Raw genomic sequence first — 16540 nt, 5'->3', positions numbered from 1 at the left:
GCGCAGCAAGATCAGGTTACAGCGCAGCTACTGGGCCTTCGCCGCGCGTTTGGCCTCCTGCTTGGCGGCACGCACGCGGACCAGGCTCTCGGCGTCGACGACGTCGGCGACCGATCGGTGTGACCCCTCCTCGCCGTAGGCTCCGGCTGCCTCACGCCAGCCTGATGGCTGAACCCCCATCTGCTTCCCCAGCAATGCCAAAAAAATCTGGGCCTTCTGCTTGCCGTATCCCGGAAGGGCCATGAGTCGTTTCAGCAACTCTTTGCCATCCGTCACGCCGGCCCAGATGTTCTCGGGCCGTCCGTCGTAGTGTTCGACGAGGTAGGCCGCGAGCTGCTGGACCCTGGCCGCCATAGACTTGGGGTAGCGGTGCACGGCCGGCTTCTCGGCGAGCAGCGCGGCGAACGCCTCAGGATCATACGACGCGACCTCCTCGGCCGTGAGGTCATGCCCGAGCCGCTGCGAGATGGTGTATGGCCCCGTGAACGCCCATTCCATCGGGATCTGCTGGTCGAGGAGCATGCCGACGAGCAGGGCGAGCGGACTGCGGCCGAGGAGTTCGTCTGCCTCGCTCCGCTGGGCGAGCTGGATGCGCATGAAGACAGCTTCGCATGAATGGGCACCGGGTGACGTGAACACAGCCGTCGGGACGGCTTGACAGGCGCCGGAGAAAAGGTGAAATGAGAGCGCAAGTCGCCCAGCAGACATTCCTAGGGGTTTGCCCCTGGGTCTCCAGAGGAATCTGACATCTATGCTCGCTCTGGCCACTCGGTTCCTGCGGGAGCCGGTCAGTCTCAGGCTGGCCGAAGAGTTCCTGACCGTACCCGTGGACACGATCGACCGCTGTGTGGCCGACGTGTGCGCGTGTGCGCAGCATCTGGGCATATCCGCGACGCCCGAGATCGTGGAACGGATCGCGCGAGAGCACCTGCTCGCGATCGTCAACTCGGCGCCCCCGCCGCGCAGCGCGCGCTGACGGGGCTCCTGACGCGGGGGGTGTGCGGCAGCGCGCCCACGGCGAGAAACCCCGATAACATCGGGGTTACCAGGCCGGGTTCTTCGCATCGTTTGCGCCTGGAATACGAGAGAGTGAGGGTGTGCGCCGACACCGACGAGATCCCCGGGAGAGCACCCCGCCAGACGACGTGTTCAAGGAGATGGTGCAGGCGGCTCGCGAGCTGCTGGCCGTACGCACCCCTCTCGACGCGGAGCTGATGGTATCCGACATGATCGGAGCCTGGTGGGGCAAGCGGGTCAGGGGCGGCGACGTGGAGCAGGTGCTCGGGGAGGGCCTGGTCGACTACGCCGCCAAGGCGGGCACGCCGGCCTCTCTGACGTTGCTGATCTGCCTGGCCTATCTGGGCACGGCCCGCCAGGGCGCCAAGGCCGAGGGCGCGGCTCTGGCGATGATGGAGTCCGGGGTGGCCCGGCCCGGCTGGGCCGACAAGGTCGGCGCCGTCAAGCCCGCCGGCTGCTACGTCTCCCGCGACGCCTACGGCGACCAGGACACGGTGATCTGCACCTTCGCCTACCGCTGGAACGAGGCATCCCAGCCGCGAGACCGCCACGCCCTGGTCATGGTCGTCGACTACAACATGAGCGGCATGGCGCGCGACGCCTGGGTGTCGTCCGAGGTCGACAAGCTGCTGGAGCAGGCCAGGGCCGAGGCCGCGGGCAACGCGATGCTGCTGTTCGAGGAGATCCAGCCCGAGCAGGCCAGGGCGCTGCTGGAGTCGGCGATGAAGGCCACCGGCGAGCCGAAGAACCCGCCGCCGGTGAGCGACAGTTACAGCGCTTACCACGCCTTCGCCCGCGCCCGGATCAAGGCGCTGCCGCCGGGCCGCAAGCGCCCCGCCCCGCTGCACATCGAGGCCCCCTACAGCCGCGAGCGGCGGGCCATGCTGGCGGCGGAGTTCCTGGCCTCCGACGCGGCCGAGCACCTGTCCGACCCGTCGGCGGCCTCGCGGTGCGCCGACCACATCATCGACTACGGCTGCGAGCAGGACTTCAACCGGCCGCTGCGGGTCAGCCCGACCAAGTGCGAGACGTTCCTGCTCGACTGGCTGCCGCGCAAGGTGATGCTGAGCGAGGCCGAGCAGGAGGCGATGCCGCACGTGCTGTCGGCCTGGGTCCGCTTCGCGGCGCACCGCACGGGGCTGCCCGATCAGGGGCTCAAGGCCACGCTCGACGCGGTGTGGGAGGCCACGGGCAAGTTCCCCGAGGCGTACCGCGACCCGACGTCGTTCGGTCTGGACCGATCCCTGCTGGAGCGGCTGCTGCCGGACGGCGACCTGTCGGCGCTGGCCAGGCGGGTCTTCGCCTTCCCCTATCTGCAGGGCACGCACAACGGCATCGAGCTCGACCGGCTCAACCCGGCCGACGAGGCCGACCGGCGCACGTTGATCGAGATCGACCACGGCGGCGCGGTCGACCAGGAGCACCTGGCCTGGCACGAGGAGATCGCCACCCGGCTGTGGGACGGCGACCCGCCGCAGCTGTGGGAGGCCGCCCAGCGCCTGCTCGACCTCGGCCACGACCGCCACGACGTGCTCCACGTGCTGATCGAGATCGCCGAGCGGATCGGCGGCGACCCCGACGAGCTCGCCGCGGCCCTCGACGACATCGCCGACATCCCCGACGAGATCTAGCGTCGTCTTCCGCACCTCACCACAGCCGGGCCCGTTCTCCGCACCTGGTCACGACTGTCCCTCCCGTCCTCTCGGGCTGTTGGGAAAGGGGAGCGCGTGGACGGCTCCATGGAGGCCGGCCTGCGACGGGGCGGCGCGTGCGGGAATGCGGCCGGCCGCGGGCGCCGTCCGCCCTAGAATATCGTTCTATGTCGATGTACGCCCGCCTGGCGGAGGGCCGCTACCTGGCGTCGGAGCACACCCAGGGCCCTTGGGACCCTTCCACCCAGCACATGGGCCCGGTCACCGCGCTGATCGTGCACGAGCTGGCCCGCACCGCCCCGCGGCCGGGCTTGGAACCGTCCAGGCTGGTAGTGGACGTGTTCGCGCCGGTGCCGGTGGCCGAGCTGGAGATCGCGACCGGCGTGGCCCGCGACGGCAAGCGCGTGCAGTGCCTCACGGCGAGCGTGTCGTCCGGCGGCCGCGAGTACGTCCGGGCGAGCGCCTGGCGCATCCGCGAGGCCGCCACGCCCGCGACCCCGGTCCCGGGGCCGCCCTCCCCCGTGCCGCCGCGCCCGGCGGAGCACGCGAGCTCGTGGCTGAGCTCCGGCTTCGGGTACGGCAAGGCGCTCGACTGGCGCTTCGTCACCGGCGGTCCCATGGAGATCGGCCCGGCCACGGTGTGGGGCAGGCTCACGGTCCCGCTGGTCGAGGGCGAGGAGACGACCCCGCTCGAGCGCCTGGCGGTGTTCGCCGACAGCGGCAACGGCGTCAGCTTCGCCGTCGACTTCGCCACGCACGTCTTCGTGAACGTGGACCTGACGATCTCCCTGTTCCGCGCCCCGGCCGGCGAGTGGATCTGCATGGACGCCGAGACCGTCATCGGCCCGGCCGGCCGCGGACTGACCCGTTCCACGCTCTACGACGAGACCGGCCAGGTGGGCACGGCGACTCAGACGCTGTTCGTCGCGCCAAGATGACGGGGAGTTGCCATGATGGTCCCATGGTGATCGACCTCAACGCGGACCTGGGCGAGGGCTTCGGCATCTGGCGCCTCGGCGACGACCTCGCGCTGCTCGACATCGTCACGAGCGCCAACGTGGCCTGCGGTTTCCACGCCGGCGACCCCGTGACCATCAGGCGCACCTGCGCGGCGGCGGTCGATCGGGGCGTGGCGATCGGGGCGCAGGTGTCCTACCGGGACCTGGCGCACTTCGGCCGCAGGGAGATGGACCTCGAGCCCGAGGAGCTGTGCGCGGAGGTGCTCTACCAGCTCGCCGCCGTGGACGGCATCGCCAGGGCGATGGGCGGCCGGGTGTCGTACGTCAAGCCGCACGGGGCGCTCTACAACCGCATCTGCCGCGACGAGGCGCAGGCGGCGGCCGTGATCGACGCGGTGGCCGACTACGACCCCTCCCTGCCGGTGCTCACGCTTCCGGGCTCGGTCGTGCACAAGGTGGCGGCGGCGGAGGGCGTGCCGACGGTGAACGAGGCGTTCGCGGACCGGGCGTACACCCCGGCCGGGACGCTCGTCCCGCGTCGTGAGCCCGGCGCGGTCATCCACGATCCGGAGGCCGTGGCCCACCGTGCCCTCCAGATGGCCGTAGAAGGCTCTGTGACGGCCGTGGACGGGAGCTCCGTACCGATTTCCGCCCGTTCCATCTGCGTCCACGGAGACACGCCTGACGCCGTCCGGCTGGCTCAGGGGGTGCGGGACGCGTTGCTGGCCGCCGGAGTGGTCCTGCAGGCGTTCGGATGATCAGAATGGCCGGGGAGCACGGGCTGCTCGTCGAGACGGGCTCGCTGGAGCTGTCACACCGGCTGGACGCCGCCCTGCGGGACGAGCGGCCGGAGGGGGTCGTGGAGATCGTGCCGGGGCCGGAGACCGTTCTCGTGGTGGCCCCCGGGGCCGACCAGGGGCGGTTGCGGGCGCTGCTCGAAGAGGTCGCCGCCCGCGAGCGGGCCAGGACGGCCGCCCGCGAGCCGGTGGAAGGGCCGGTCGTCACGATTCCCGTGGTCTATGACGGGGCCGATCTCGATTCCGTGGCGGCGCTGGCGGGGATCCCGGCCGACGAGGTGATCACCCGCCACGCGGGGCGCGAGCTGGTGGTGGGGTGGCTGGGGTTCGCGCCGGGGTTCGCCTATCTGACCGGGCTCGATCCGGTGCTGGAGACGCCGCGGCTCGACACGCCGAGGACCTCGGTCCCGGCCGGGTCCGTGGCCATCGCGGGGCCGTACTCGGCGGTCTATCCGAGCGCCTCGCCCGGTGGGTGGCGGCTGATCGGGCGCACCTCGGTGCGGGTGTGGGACGTGGCGGCCGACCCGCCGTCGCTGTTCCGGCCCGGCATGCGCGTGCGGTTCCGGCCGGCATGATCGAAGTGCTCGCGCCCGGCCCGTACGCGACCGTCCAGGACCTCGGCCGGCCCGGGTACGCCCACCTGGGCGTGCCCGGCTCGGGCGCGGCGGACGCCGGGAGCCTGCGGCTGGCCAACCGCCTCCTGGGCAACGCCGAGGGGCTGGCGGGGATCGAGTTCACGTTCGGGATGGCGCGGCTGCGCTTCCTGGCGGGGGCGTGGGTGGCGCTGGCGGGCGCGCCGGTGCCGGCCGGGCCGGTCGCGGGGGCGGGCATGGGGGTGCCGTTCTGGGTTCCCGAGGGGGCGGAGCTGCGGCTGGGAGCGCCCCAGTGGGGGTTGCGGACTTATCTGGCGGTGCGCGGCGGGATCGCGGTCGAGCCGGTGCTCGGCAGCAGGTCCACCGACTCGCTGTCGGGGCTCGGTCCCGAGCCGCTGCGGGAGGGCATGGTGCTGCCGGTCGGGCGGCCGGAGGGCGTGATCCCGGTCGACCTGGCGCCGCCGCCTGAGCCGCGGCCCGCCGTGCTGCGGGTGGTGCCGGGGCCGCGCGACGACTGGTTCGTCCCGGAGGCGCTGGAGGCGATGTGCGCGGCCCCGTACACCGTGAGCCAGGACAGCAACCGCGTGGGCGTGCGCCTGCGCGGGCCCGAGTTGGCGCGGGCCAAGGAGGGCGAGCTGCCGAGCGAGGGCATGGTCACCGGGGCGGTCCAGGTGCCGCCGAACGGGCAACCGATCGTGTTCCTCACCGACCATCCCCCGACCGGGGGCTACCCGGTGATCGGCGTCGTGCGCTCCGCGGACCTGGCGGTCGCCGCCCAGCTCAGGCCGGGCGACGAGGTGCGGTTCACCGTTCGGCGCGGCCGGTGACGCGGGTGACGGCGGAGGATGCCGCCGCGTCGGAATCCCGAGCGCTTCCCCTGACAGGTCTTTCGCCGTTGACAAGCCGCCCCCAGACTGTACGGTGTGGCGGACTTTGATGTTGTGGTTCTGGGTTCCGGACCTGGTGGGCAGAAGGCCGCGATCGCGGCGGCGAAACTCGGCAAGCGCGTCGCGATAGTCGAGAAACGGCACATGATCGGCGGCGTGTGCATCAACACGGGGACGATCCCGTCCAAGACCCTGAGGGAGGCGGTCCTCTACCTCACTGGCCTCAACCAGCGTGAGCTGTACGGCGCCAGCTACCGGGTCAAGGAGGAGATCACGGTCGCCGACCTGGGCATGCGCACCCAGCACGTCATCGGCCGCGAGATCCAGGTGATCCGCAGCCAGCTCGCCCGCAACCACGTGACCGTGCTCCACGGCACCGGCCGCTTCCTGGACCCGCACACGATCGGGATCACCCACGATGACGAGACCGCGGAGAAGAAGGTCACCGCGGAGAAGATCGTGATCGCCACCGGCACCATGCCGGCCCGCCCGGACAGCGTCGAGTTCGACGGCAAGACCGTCATCGACTCCGACGCGATCCTCCACCTCGAACAGGTGCCCGAGACGCTCGTCGTGGTGGGCGCCGGGGTCATCGGCATCGAGTACGCCTCCATGTTCGCCGCGCTCGGCACCAAGGTGACGGTGGTGGAGCGGCGCGAGCGCATGCTGGAGTTCTGCGACCTGGAGATCGTCGAGGCGCTGAAATACCACCTGCGCGACCTGGCGGTGACCTTCAGGTTCGGCGAGAACGTCGCCGCCGTCGAGCGCCGTCCGGGCGGCGCGCTGACCCTGCTGGAGAGCGGCAAGAAGATCCCCGCCGACTGCGTGATGTACTCGGCGGGCCGCCAGGGCAAGACCGCCGACCTGTGCCTGGAGGCCGCCGGCCTGGCCGCCGACGCCAGGGGCCGGATCGCCGTGGACGACAACTACGCCACGGCCGTCCCCCACATCTACGCGGTGGGGGACGTGATCGGCTTCCCTGCGCTGGCGGCCACCTCGATGGAGCAGGGCCGGCTGGCCGCCCAGCACGCCTGCGGCGAGCCGGTCGAGGAGCTGGCCGACCTGCCGCCGATCGGGATCTACACGATCCCGGAGATCAGCTTCGTCGGGAAGTCGGAGGACGAGCTGACCCGCGACAAGATCCCGTTCGAGGTCGGCGTCTCGCGCTACCGGGAGCTGGCCAGGGGGCAGATCATCGGCGACTCGTACGGGATGCTCAAGCTGCTGGTCTCCTCCGAGGACAGGAAGCTGCTCGGCGTGCACGTGTTCGGCACCGGGGCGACGGAGCTGGTGCACATCGGGCAGACCGTCATGGGATGCGGCGGGACGGTGGACTACCTCGTCAACGCGGTGTTCAACTATCCGACGCTGGCGGAGTCGTACAAGGTGGCGGCGCTCGACGCGATGAACAAGATGCGGGTGATCGCCCGGCTCACCGCGGGGATGTGACCCTCCGGCTCCGGGCTCGCTTTCTGAGGCACCGAAATAGGGATATATCCCTACGTACGCGGGTGTTCTGATCGCTACGCTCCTCGATGGTTCATCGACGGGAGGCGTACGTGCGGAGCAAGGCCGTGGGGAGGTGGCTGCCGGGGTTCCTGATCCTGGCGGCCGTCTGGGGCAACAGTTTCTTCTTCATCAAGGTCGCGGTGGCCTCGCTGCATCCGCTCCAAGTGTCGTTCGGGCGGATGGTCATCGGCTCCGCCGTCCTGCTGCTCGCGCTCGCGATCTCCCGGCGGTCGCTCCCTCGCGACCCCCGGCTCTGGGGGCACTTCCTCATCGCCTCCGTGGTGCTCACCACGCTTCCCTTCACGCTCTTCGCCTACGGCGAGCAGTACGTCTCGTCCGTGGTGGCCGCGATCTGGAACGCCACGACGCCGCTGTGCACGCTGGCCTTCACGCTCATGCTGCGGACCGAACGGGCGACGGCCGGGCGGGTGACGGGGCTCGGGCTGGGGTTCGCCGGGGTGATGGTGGTGCTCGGGGTGTGGCAGCCTCTGGACGGCGGGCAGCTGGGCGGGAGCCTGGCCTGCTTCGGGGCGGCGGTTTGTTACGGGGTCGGGGGCGCGTACATGGGGCGGTTCATCACCGGGCGGCGGCCTGAACCCGCCGTGGTGCTGGCCGCCGGGCAGTTGGTCGCCGGCACCGTCCAGCTCGCCGTGGTGACGCTGGTGGCCGGGGTGCCGCTGGTGGACCTGGAGGCGCCTGCCGAAGTGTGGTGGAGCTTGGGGGCGCTCGGCGGGCTGGGGACGGGGCTGGCGTACCTGTTGCTGTACTGGGTGCAGGCGCAGGCCGGCGTGACGACGACGTCCACGGTGACGTACCTGCTGCCGGTGTTCGCGGCGGCGTCCGGCGTGGCGGTGCTGGGCGAGACGATCAGCTGGAACCAGCCGGTGGGCGCGGTCGTCATCCTCGCGGCCATCGCCCTCACCCAGGGCGCTTTCGCCCGCCCCCGCAAGCCCACCACCGCCCCGGCCGCCTGAGGCCCCCCGACGACCGCGCCCGCCCATGGCGGCCGGCACAGGGTGGCCCTATGGCGGCGCGGCCGAGATGGACGCCGCGCAGAGGCACGAACGGCAGCGCGCCGCGCGGGCCGTGGGACCTGCCGAGCCGGTGATCGCGTCACCCGAACCGGCCGTGCGGCGACCGCGCCGACCGCGACGTCGGCCGGCCAGCCTGGCGCAGACCGAGAACAGGGCCACGTGCCAGAGGCCGCGCGATGCCACCGTGCCGCACGCACCGCTGGCGGGACGACGCCGCAGGCCCGCCTCGACGGCGGCGCCGGTGAGACGGACGCCGCGCACATCGCCCAACGACAGCGCGGGCCGGCCACGACGAGCGCCGCGCGGGCCGAATCGCGCATCGCACGGGCCGTGACACCCGTCGAGCGGGCCGTGACGCGGTCGAGCGGGCCGTCGCACGTGCGTGGGGGCCGAAACGTCCACCGAGCGGGCCGTCAGCACGCGCCGGGCGGGCCCAAAGGTCCATAGAGCGGGCCGGCGCAGGCTGGGCGGAGTGGTGGCGGCGTTCGGGTGGGGGGTCAGTCGGTGGAGGGGCGGCGGCCGCGCGGCGGGGGCTTCTTGCGGCCCGCCACCAGCGTGTCCCCGGGCGCCGGGATCGGGTCGTCGGCGCGCCTGGACTCGGCGGCCTGGGCACGTGGCCGGGGATGCGGCGCCGTGTCCTCCGTCGGCGAGACCTCGGGAGAAGGCGACTCCTCCGGAGGAGCGTCGGCAGGTCTGTCCGGGTCGCGCAGGGAGGCGATGACGCGGTCCGCCTCCGTGTCGGCGGCGAACTCGCTCGCCGCCTCCGATTCCCTCCGCCGGATCACCACCATGTGATCCACCGACACCCGTCCGGCCCCCACCACGGCGAGCAGGAGCGACGCGGCCCCGAGCAGGATCAGCTCGTTCATGGTGATCGGGTTGAGTGGCGGCGCCACCAGGAACACCAGCAGCGCCTCGGCGAACAGGATGAGCCCGGTGGTGGAGACCGCGAGCCCGGCGATCAGCAGCGCGCCGCCGACGAGCTCGGTGAGCATCGTGACCGGGGCCCAGGCGCCGGGTGCGGGCGCGCCCTGCTGGAGAAACTTCGCCTCGGTGATGTTCAGCCCGTCCTCGAGCTTCGTCCAGCCGTTGGCGAAGAAAATACCGCCCACGGCGACGCGGGCGACTAAAGCGGCAAGATCACGAAGGACCTGTTTCACGGTACTTGTCTGCCCTAATCGGGACATGGCACACCTCAATCACGGCTGAGCAGCATGGCCACCGCGACGGCGGTCAGGCTCAGCAGAACGACGCTCACGACCACGGTCGTGTGCAGAGCGTTGACGAACGCCCACCGGGCGGCGTCGAGCAGCGCGGCACCGGTCCTGCCGCCGACCTCGTGGGCGACGTGCGCGGCCGCCGCGAGCGACTGCCTGGCCTTGTCCATGCCCTCCGCGGAGACTCCGGGCACGGCGGGCAGACCGGGGGCGTACACGATGGTGGTGATCGTGCCGAGCACGGCCACGCCCATGCCCGCACCCAGCTCGTACGCGGTCTCCTCGATGGCGGCGGCCCCGCCCGCCTGCGACTCCGAGGCCGAGGTCATGATCGTGTCGGAGGCGGCGAGCAGCGCCACCTGCACCCCGAACCCGATGCCGATGAAGCAGATCGCCAGCATCAACGGGTGGCCCTCGACGCCCCAGCCGAGCGTCGGCGTCAGGGCCAGCGCGACGAGCCCGAGGCCGCCGCTCATCGTGGCCCGCATGCCGATCCTGGGGAGGATGTGGGCCGCGGCGAGGCCGCCGACGATGGCCGACAGCACGAGGGGCAGCATTCTGACCGCGGCGCGCAGCGGGCTGTCGCCGAGCACGAGCTGCAGGTATTGGGCGAGCATGAGCTGCAGCCCGACCAGCGCGAACACGCCGAGCAGCACGCCGGCCACGCCGGTGGTGAACTCGCGCCGCCGGAACAGCCCGATCTCCAGCAGCGGCACGCGCAGCCGGGTCTGCCGCCGCACGAACACGACCAGCAGGGCCAGCCCGGTCAGGAACACCAGCACGGAGGCCCACAGCGGCATGAGGCTCCCCGCGCCCGCCTCCTTCAGCCCGAACGCCAGGGCCAGGATCCCCAGCACCGACAGCACCGCGCTGGGGGCGTCCCAAGGCCGGTCCTTGCGGATGGGTGACTCGGGCAGCAGGCGTACGGCGGCCGGCAGCAGCACGAGCAGGATCGGCACGTTGATCAGGAAGACCGAGCCCCACCAGATGCCGACGAGCACGCCGCCGACGAGCGGCCCGACGGCCGCCCCGGCCGCCGCGACCGCGCTCCAGACGCCCAGGGCGATGGCCCGCTCGCGCCGGTCGGTGAACACCTGGCGGATGAGCGAGAGCGTGGCCGGCATGATCATCGCACCGCCGACGCCGAGCAGCGCCCTGGCCAGGATCAGCGTCAGGGGCGTCGGGGCGAACGCGGCGCCCGCCGAGGCCACCCCGAACAGCACGAAGCCGCACAGGACCAGCCGCTTGCGCCCGTACTTGTCGCCGAGCGTGCCGAACATGATCAGCAGCGGCGCGACCACGAGCGAATAGACGTCGATGATCCACAGCAGCTGCACCGCCGAGGGCTCCAGAGCGGCCGTGAGCGCGGGCACCGCGATGTGCAGGACCGTGGCGTCGACGGTGATCAGCAGCAGGCTCAGGCAGAGCAGCAGGAGAATGGACCAGCGGTGGTCACCGCGCCGGCGGACGGCAGTCCGTACGAGGGGAGCGGCCTGTGTGACGGTCATGGGCCTCCTTGCAGGCCATTCCGTTGACAGGGCCCGCACGTGCTATCGGGTCGGCCGCTGCGAACCGCGGCTCGGCGCTCGCTCCTCTTCGAGCTCTGGCGCCCCGGCTCGTGCGCTCCGGCTTGCGTGGCAGCTTAGGCTATGCGACGCGCTTGTCATAGCGGTATCGCCTGATCCACGGTGGGCCGTACCTCTCTAGAGAGATACAGCCATATGTCGGTACCTATCCAACATTCGCCCCTCAGCCGATCATGGATTGCGTGGGGACCGATGAGGATGTCAGAAAAGGTGACTTTCAGGATAGGTCCTCACGAGAGTGGTGTGACGAGGCCCTGACCAGGCTCAACGCCGGCCGCCCCGAGGCCGCGCTGGACGCCGCGCGCCGGGCGGCGGACCTGGATCCGGGGGCGGAGTGGGCGTACCGGCTCATCAGCCTCGCCCACGAGCGGCTGGGCCGCGACGCCGACGCGGCGGCCCCGGCGGAGCGGGCGGTGGAGCTGGCGCGCGGCTCCTGGCCGGCCCGGCTGCGGCTGGCCGCGATCCTGCGCCGGACGCCGGGCCGCTGGCGGGAGGCCGTCGAGCACGCCGAGCAGGCCAGGAGGTTCGCGCCCGAGGAGCCCGCCCCCGCGGTCATGCTGGGCGACCTGGCCCTGCTGCGCGGCGACCACGCGGGCGCCGAGAGCGCCTACCGGGCCGCGCTCGCCGCCGGCCCCGGCCACCCGCAGGCCCGCGCGAACCTGGCCCTCGCGCTGCTGCGCTGGGACCGGCCGCGCCCGCACCACGACCCGGCCTGGCCGGTGGACCCGCGTGACACCGGCCGGGCCCGACGGGCGCTGGAGGTCTGGTCGCGGCAGTCCAGGCTGCTGGTCGCCCTCGCCACCGTCGCCGTCGCGGCCGCCGCGCTGTTCCTCGACTGGGGCGCCCAGGCACAGCTGGGCGGGTTCGCGGTGCTCGCCCTGCTGGTGCCGATCACCGTCAGGCAGGCGCGGCGGGTGCGTGTCTGGTCGTACGTGCCGGCGATGTTCGGCAGGGACCCGTGGCTGGGCGCGGCCGTCGTGTCGGCCACGGTGTCGGTGCTCGCGTTCACCGCCTGGCTGCTGCTGGCGGCGATGCCCGTCGTGCCGTCAGCGTTCGACCCGGTGTGGGCGGGGCTGGCGGGCATCGTCGTGCTCGGCTGGCCCGCCCTGGCCACCGTGCGCGCGCTGGCGGAGGCGTGGCGGGGCCGCCCGCTGGCGGCGCTGGAGCAGTCCGCCGCGGCCGGCGCCGACCGCACCGCCAGGCGGAACACCGGCGTCACGCTCTGGATCGTCCTCATCAGGACGTGGTCGGTGCTGGTGCCGCTGGTGGGCGGGGCGCTCGCGGTGGAGCCGCGGGCCGCCGTGGCGGCGCTGGCGGTGCCGTACCCGATGGTGCGCGGTTGTCTGCGGGCCCGCTACCGCGACGACCCGCTGCTGCTGGCCGCGGCGGGGCTGGTCGCGACGGCCGCCGTCGCGTGCGCGGCGGGCGGGGTGCTGGGCTCGGCGTGGGCCTGGCGGATCGGGCTCGGCGCGCTCGGCGCGGCGGTGGCGGTCTTCGCGGTGCGGGCGCTGAAGGCGTGGTGGCGGGGCGGTCCGGGGCCGTGGCGGGCCTCCCTGGTCATGTGCGACCTGCCCATGGGGGCCGAGCCCTCCGTCGCGCTGCCCGCGGAGGTGCGCCAGACCTTCTCGTACGCCCGCAGCATCGTCCTGTCCTACGGCGACCGGCTGGGGCCCAGGGTCGTGGGCGCGGCCGCGTCCGTGACGTCCACGGGGGAGCTGCGGCTCATCGCCGAGACGGAGGCATGGGAGGCGATCGAGGCCGACCCGCGGGTGGCGGTGTTCGCGGCCGACCCGCTGCAGCGGCGGTTCTGGGTGGAGGTGAGGGGGATCGCGCTGGCCGACTCGGACGTGCTCCGAGTTACACCCAAGCAAGTGCTTGTAGGAGAGTTCCCAGGGCGGCACCAGCGGCGGTGACTAGAGTTTTGTTCCATGCGGATTCTCCGTACTCCTGAGGAGTGCTTCGCCGGACTGCCCGACTTCCCCTACGAGCCCCGGTACGCCGACGTCGGCGACGGGCTGCGCATGGCGTACGTCGAGGCGGGACCGGCTGACGGCGAGCCCGTCGTGCTGTTGCACGGTGAGCCGAGCTGGTCCTTTCTCTACCGCCACGTCATCCCCCCGTTGGCCGCGGCCGGACTGCGGGCGATCGCGGTCGACCTCATCGGGTTCGGCCGCTCCGACAAGCCCGCCGAGATCGGCGACCATACTTACGCCAGGCACGTCGAGTGGACCCGGGCCCTGCTGCTCGACGCGCTCGGGCTGACCGGCATGACCGTGGTCGGACAGGACTGGGGCGGGCTGATCGGGCTGCGCATCGCGGCCGAGCACCCGGACAGCGTCGCCAGGATCGTGGCGGCCAACACAGGCTTGCCCACGGGTGACATTCCCATGCCCGAGGTGTGGCATCGCTTCAGGGAAGCAGTACTCAAGGCACCAGTGCTCGACATCGCCAGATTGGTGCAGGCAGGGTGCAAGAGCGAGCTTTCTCCGGAAGTGCGGGCGGCCTACGACGCGCCGTTCCCCGACGAGTCTTACAAAGCGGGTCCGCGGGCCATGCCGGGGCTCGTGCCCATCACTCCCGACGATCCCGCCGCGCCCGCCAACCGCGCTGCCTGGCAGATCCTCACGACACTCGACCGCCCCTTCCTGGTGGCGTTCTCCGACGGAGATCCGATCACCGGGGGCATGGCGCCCATACTGCTCAAAACGATGGCGGGCACGTCTGGCCTGGCACATCCCGTGATCGAGGGCGCCGGGCACTTCCTCCAGGAGGACGCGGGCGCGGAGCTCGGCCGTCAGATCGCCGTTTTCGTGACCGCCACCTAGCGTGTCAGGACCGCCCAACAGTCGGTCCCGTGCGGTATAACCGGGGGCGGACCGGGGAGGCGTGATGCGTGAGTCCGGCAGGGCCCAGGCCGCGGGGCGGGCCGCAGCGCGGGATCTGTTCGAGCAGGTGCGAGAGCGTTATTTCCAGATTCCCCCGGCCGTGCGCCGGGTGCTCTACGCAGTCGTGCTCGTCGCCACGATGGGGGTCGGCGCGGCGCTCGGCTGGGACCTTCTCAAGACCTTCCCCCTCGTGCTCCTCGTCCTCGCGTTCATCGCGCTGACCATGCGCTTCCCCCGCGCCGCCGCCACCACGCTGGTGGTGGCGGGCTGGGCCGTGGTGGCGTTGTACCTGTTCTCGGCGCTCTATCCGGCCGGATCCATGGCCGTCCACCTGATGATCGGGCTGGGCCTGTTCGTCGCCGCGGCCGCCCATCTCATCCGCTGGGTGACGCCGTGGGTCACCACGCTGGCGGCGCTCGTGCCCGCCGGCATGCTCGGCGCCGCGCTCTCACCGATGTCCCCCGACATCTCCGTCTGGACTGCGTACGCCGCCGCCCTCGCCGTGCTCGTCTACCGCTTCGTGCTCGCCCGCCGCGCCCGGGCGGAGAGCGCCGCCGTCGAGGAGCAGGTCCGGGTCAGGGTGCGCGAGGGCCGGCCGGAGTCGCCGCACGACAGGGGCGGCGCGCCGCCGCAGATCTCCGTCGAGGAGGCCCTCGCCGAGCTGGAGAGCATGGTCGGCCTGGCGCCGGTCAAAGAGCAGGTGCGCTCGATCGCCGCCTCCATCGAGGCGTCCAGGCTGCGGGCCGAGGCCGGCTACACGACCGAGCGGCCCACCAGGCACTTCGTGTTCGTCGGCCCGCCGGGCACCGGCAAGACCAGCGTGGCCCGCGCGCTCGCCAAGATCTTCTACGCGTTCGGCCTGCTGGAGACCCCCTACGTGGTCGAGGCGCAGCGGGCCGACCTGGTGGGCGAGTTCCTGGGCGCGACCGCGATCAAGACCAACGAGCTGGTCGACCGGGCGCTCGGCGGGGTGCTGTTCATCGACGAGGCGTACGGGCTGGTCAACTCCTCCGACGGACAGCCCGACCGGTTCGGCGCCGAGGCCGTGCAGACCCTGCTCAAGCGGGCCGAGGACGACCGCGATCGGCTGATCATCATCCTGGCCGGCTACGAGCAGGAGATGGGCTCGTTCCTGTCCAGCAACCCGGGCCTGGCCAGCAGGTTCGCCACCCGCGTGCGTTTCCCCGGCTACTCCCCCGCCGAGCTGGTCGAGGTCACCGAGCTGCTGCAGCGGCGCAGGGGCGACACGATGGAGCCGGAGACCCGGCGGGCGCTGCTCGGCATGTACGAAGACGTCCACCGCCGCGGCCTGGTCGACGAGCTGGGCAACGCCAGGTTCGCGCGCAGCCTGGTCGAGGCCGCCGCGCAGGCCCGCGACGTGCGCGTGGTGGGCGCCGGCGGCACGCCGTCCACTCAGGATCTCGTGACCACCACGACGGCCGACGTGACGAAGGCGTTCCAGGAGCTGACCGCCCGCTTCCGCGGCTACGTCGCCACGCCCACGCTGGAGGAGGCGCTGGCCGACCTCGACAGGATGGCGGGCCTCGCGCCGGTCAAGCGGCAGGTGCACGCGATCGCCGCCCAGCTCCAGGTGGCGCGCATGCGGCAGGAGCGCGGCCTGCCCACGCCGCAGCAGATGCGCCACTTCGTGTTCGTCGGCCCGCCCGGCACCGGCAAGACCACGGTCGCCCGGGTGCTCGGCCGGATCTTCGCCGCGCTCGGCCTGCTGGCCCGCCCCGACGTGGTCGAGGCGCACCGCGCCGACCTGGTGGGCCAGCACCTCGGCGCGACCGCGATCAAGACCAACGAGCTGGTCGACCGGGCGCTCGGCGGGGTGCTGTTCATCGACGAGGCCTACAGCCTGGTCAACCCCGGCTACCAGGGCGGCGACGCGTTCGGCGCCGAGGCCGTGCAGGCCCTGCTCAAGCGGGCCGAGGACGACCGCGACCGGCTCGTCATCGTGCTGGCCGGCTACGAGCGCGAGATGGACGCGTTCCTGGCGACCAACCCCGGGCTGGCCAGCCGGTTCAACCAGCGCGTGGCCTTCCCCAGCTACTCGCCGGGCGAGCTGACCGAGATCGCGGTGCTGCTCGCGGAGCGGTCCGGCGACACGTTCGACGAGGACGCGCTGCGCAACCTCGACGAGGTGTTCGCCTGGGTGTGCGAGGAGCGGCTGATCGACGGGCTGGGCAACGGCCGCTTCGCCAGGTCCCTGTTCGAGCGCGCCGCCATGCGCCGCGACGTGCGGCTGGCCGCCCATGCCTCACGCGGCGGCTCCGCCAGCTCGGCCGACCTGACCACGATCACGAGCGAGGACGTCGCGGCGGCCGTGGACGAACTTTCCGGCCGCTGACTTCCCCTGGCTGCGTGCACCGGGATGCTCACATGGTGTAGCTATATGAGT

General features: G+C 72.2%; 14 protein-coding genes. 11 read left to right on the top strand and 3 right to left on the bottom strand.

Features of this window, described 5'->3' with window-relative positions:
* Positions 1-27 precede the first annotated feature (27 nt).
* Entirely contained in the window at positions 28-597 is a 570-nt protein-coding gene (locus ID574_RS02070) for an HhH-GPD-type base excision DNA repair protein (protein WP_188187046.1), read from the bottom strand.
* A 154-nt stretch (positions 598-751) separates the two neighbouring features.
* Here ID574_RS02070 and ID574_RS02065 point away from each other — a divergent pair, with 154 nt between their 5' ends.
* The 8 genes from ID574_RS02065 (at position 752) to ID574_RS02030 (ending at position 8388) form a co-directional block, all read left to right on the top strand.
* On the top strand, positions 752-976 hold the full coding sequence (locus tag ID574_RS02065) for a hypothetical protein (RefSeq protein WP_188187045.1): 225 nt from the start codon (positions 752-754) through the stop codon (positions 974-976).
* 181 nt (positions 977-1157) lie between these two features.
* Positions 1158-2648, top strand: coding sequence for a hypothetical protein (locus ID574_RS02060; RefSeq protein ID WP_223166494.1), 1491 nt, complete (start codon positions 1158-1160; stop codon positions 2646-2648).
* 188 nt (positions 2649-2836) lie between these two features.
* The gene (locus tag ID574_RS02055) at positions 2837-3607 is read left to right on the top strand and encodes a thioesterase family protein (protein WP_188187044.1); all 771 of its coding nucleotides are present in this window, start codon (positions 2837-2839) and stop codon (positions 3605-3607) included.
* A 23-nt stretch (positions 3608-3630) separates the two neighbouring features.
* A complete protein-coding gene (locus ID574_RS02050; RefSeq protein ID WP_188187043.1) occupies positions 3631-4386 on the top strand; it encodes a LamB/YcsF family protein in 756 nt (251 codons plus the stop codon).
* Positions 4383-5000: a 5-oxoprolinase subunit B family protein gene (locus ID574_RS02045; protein WP_188187042.1), complete on the top strand. Its 618-nt coding sequence runs from the start codon at positions 4383-4385 to the stop codon at positions 4998-5000. Before ID574_RS02050 ends, ID574_RS02045 begins: the two co-directional genes overlap by 4 nt.
* A complete protein-coding gene (locus ID574_RS02040) occupies positions 4997-5845 on the top strand; it encodes a 5-oxoprolinase subunit C family protein (protein WP_188187041.1) in 849 nt (282 codons plus the stop codon). Before ID574_RS02045 ends, ID574_RS02040 begins: the two co-directional genes overlap by 4 nt.
* A 96-nt stretch (positions 5846-5941) precedes the next feature.
* The gene (gene sthA, locus ID574_RS02035) at positions 5942-7354 is read left to right on the top strand and encodes a Si-specific NAD(P)(+) transhydrogenase (RefSeq protein ID WP_188187040.1); all 1413 of its coding nucleotides are present in this window, start codon (positions 5942-5944) and stop codon (positions 7352-7354) included.
* Positions 7355-7464: 110 nt separating this feature from the next.
* Complete coding sequence (locus ID574_RS02030) at positions 7465-8388, top strand: DMT family transporter (protein ID WP_223166285.1); 924 nt, start codon at positions 7465-7467, stop codon at positions 8386-8388.
* Between the two features lie 557 nt (positions 8389-8945).
* Here ID574_RS02030 and ID574_RS02025 read toward each other — a convergent pair.
* Positions 8946-9635 (bottom strand): DoxX family protein, encoded by a 690-nt coding sequence (locus ID574_RS02025; protein ID WP_223166284.1) that lies wholly within the window; start codon positions 9633-9635, stop codon positions 8946-8948.
* 8 nt (positions 9636-9643) lie between these two features.
* Positions 9644-11173, bottom strand: coding sequence for an MFS transporter (locus ID574_RS02020; protein ID WP_188187037.1), 1530 nt, complete (start codon positions 11171-11173; stop codon positions 9644-9646).
* Positions 11174-11433: 260 nt separating this feature from the next.
* Between ID574_RS02020 and ID574_RS02015 the strand changes: the two genes are divergently transcribed.
* From ID574_RS02015 to ID574_RS02005, 3 genes are all read left to right on the top strand, one after another.
* On the top strand, positions 11434-13164 hold the full coding sequence (locus ID574_RS02015) for a tetratricopeptide repeat protein (RefSeq protein ID WP_188187036.1): 1731 nt from the start codon (positions 11434-11436) through the stop codon (positions 13162-13164).
* A 15-nt stretch (positions 13165-13179) separates the two neighbouring features.
* On the top strand, positions 13180-14076 hold the full coding sequence (locus tag ID574_RS02010) for a haloalkane dehalogenase (RefSeq protein ID WP_188187035.1): 897 nt from the start codon (positions 13180-13182) through the stop codon (positions 14074-14076).
* Between the two features lie 64 nt (positions 14077-14140).
* On the top strand, positions 14141-16489 hold the full coding sequence (locus tag ID574_RS02005; protein ID WP_188187034.1) for an AAA family ATPase: 2349 nt from the start codon (positions 14141-14143) through the stop codon (positions 16487-16489).
* The last annotated feature ends 51 nt before the right edge of the window (positions 16490-16540 follow it).

Source organism: Nonomuraea sp. SYSU D8015, from assembly GCF_008065375.1.
Lineage (GTDB): Bacteria > Actinomycetota > Actinomycetes > Streptosporangiales > Streptosporangiaceae > Nonomuraea.
The sequence above is the reverse complement of the archived record's forward strand: the minus strand, read 5'-3'. Positions and strand labels throughout refer to the sequence as shown.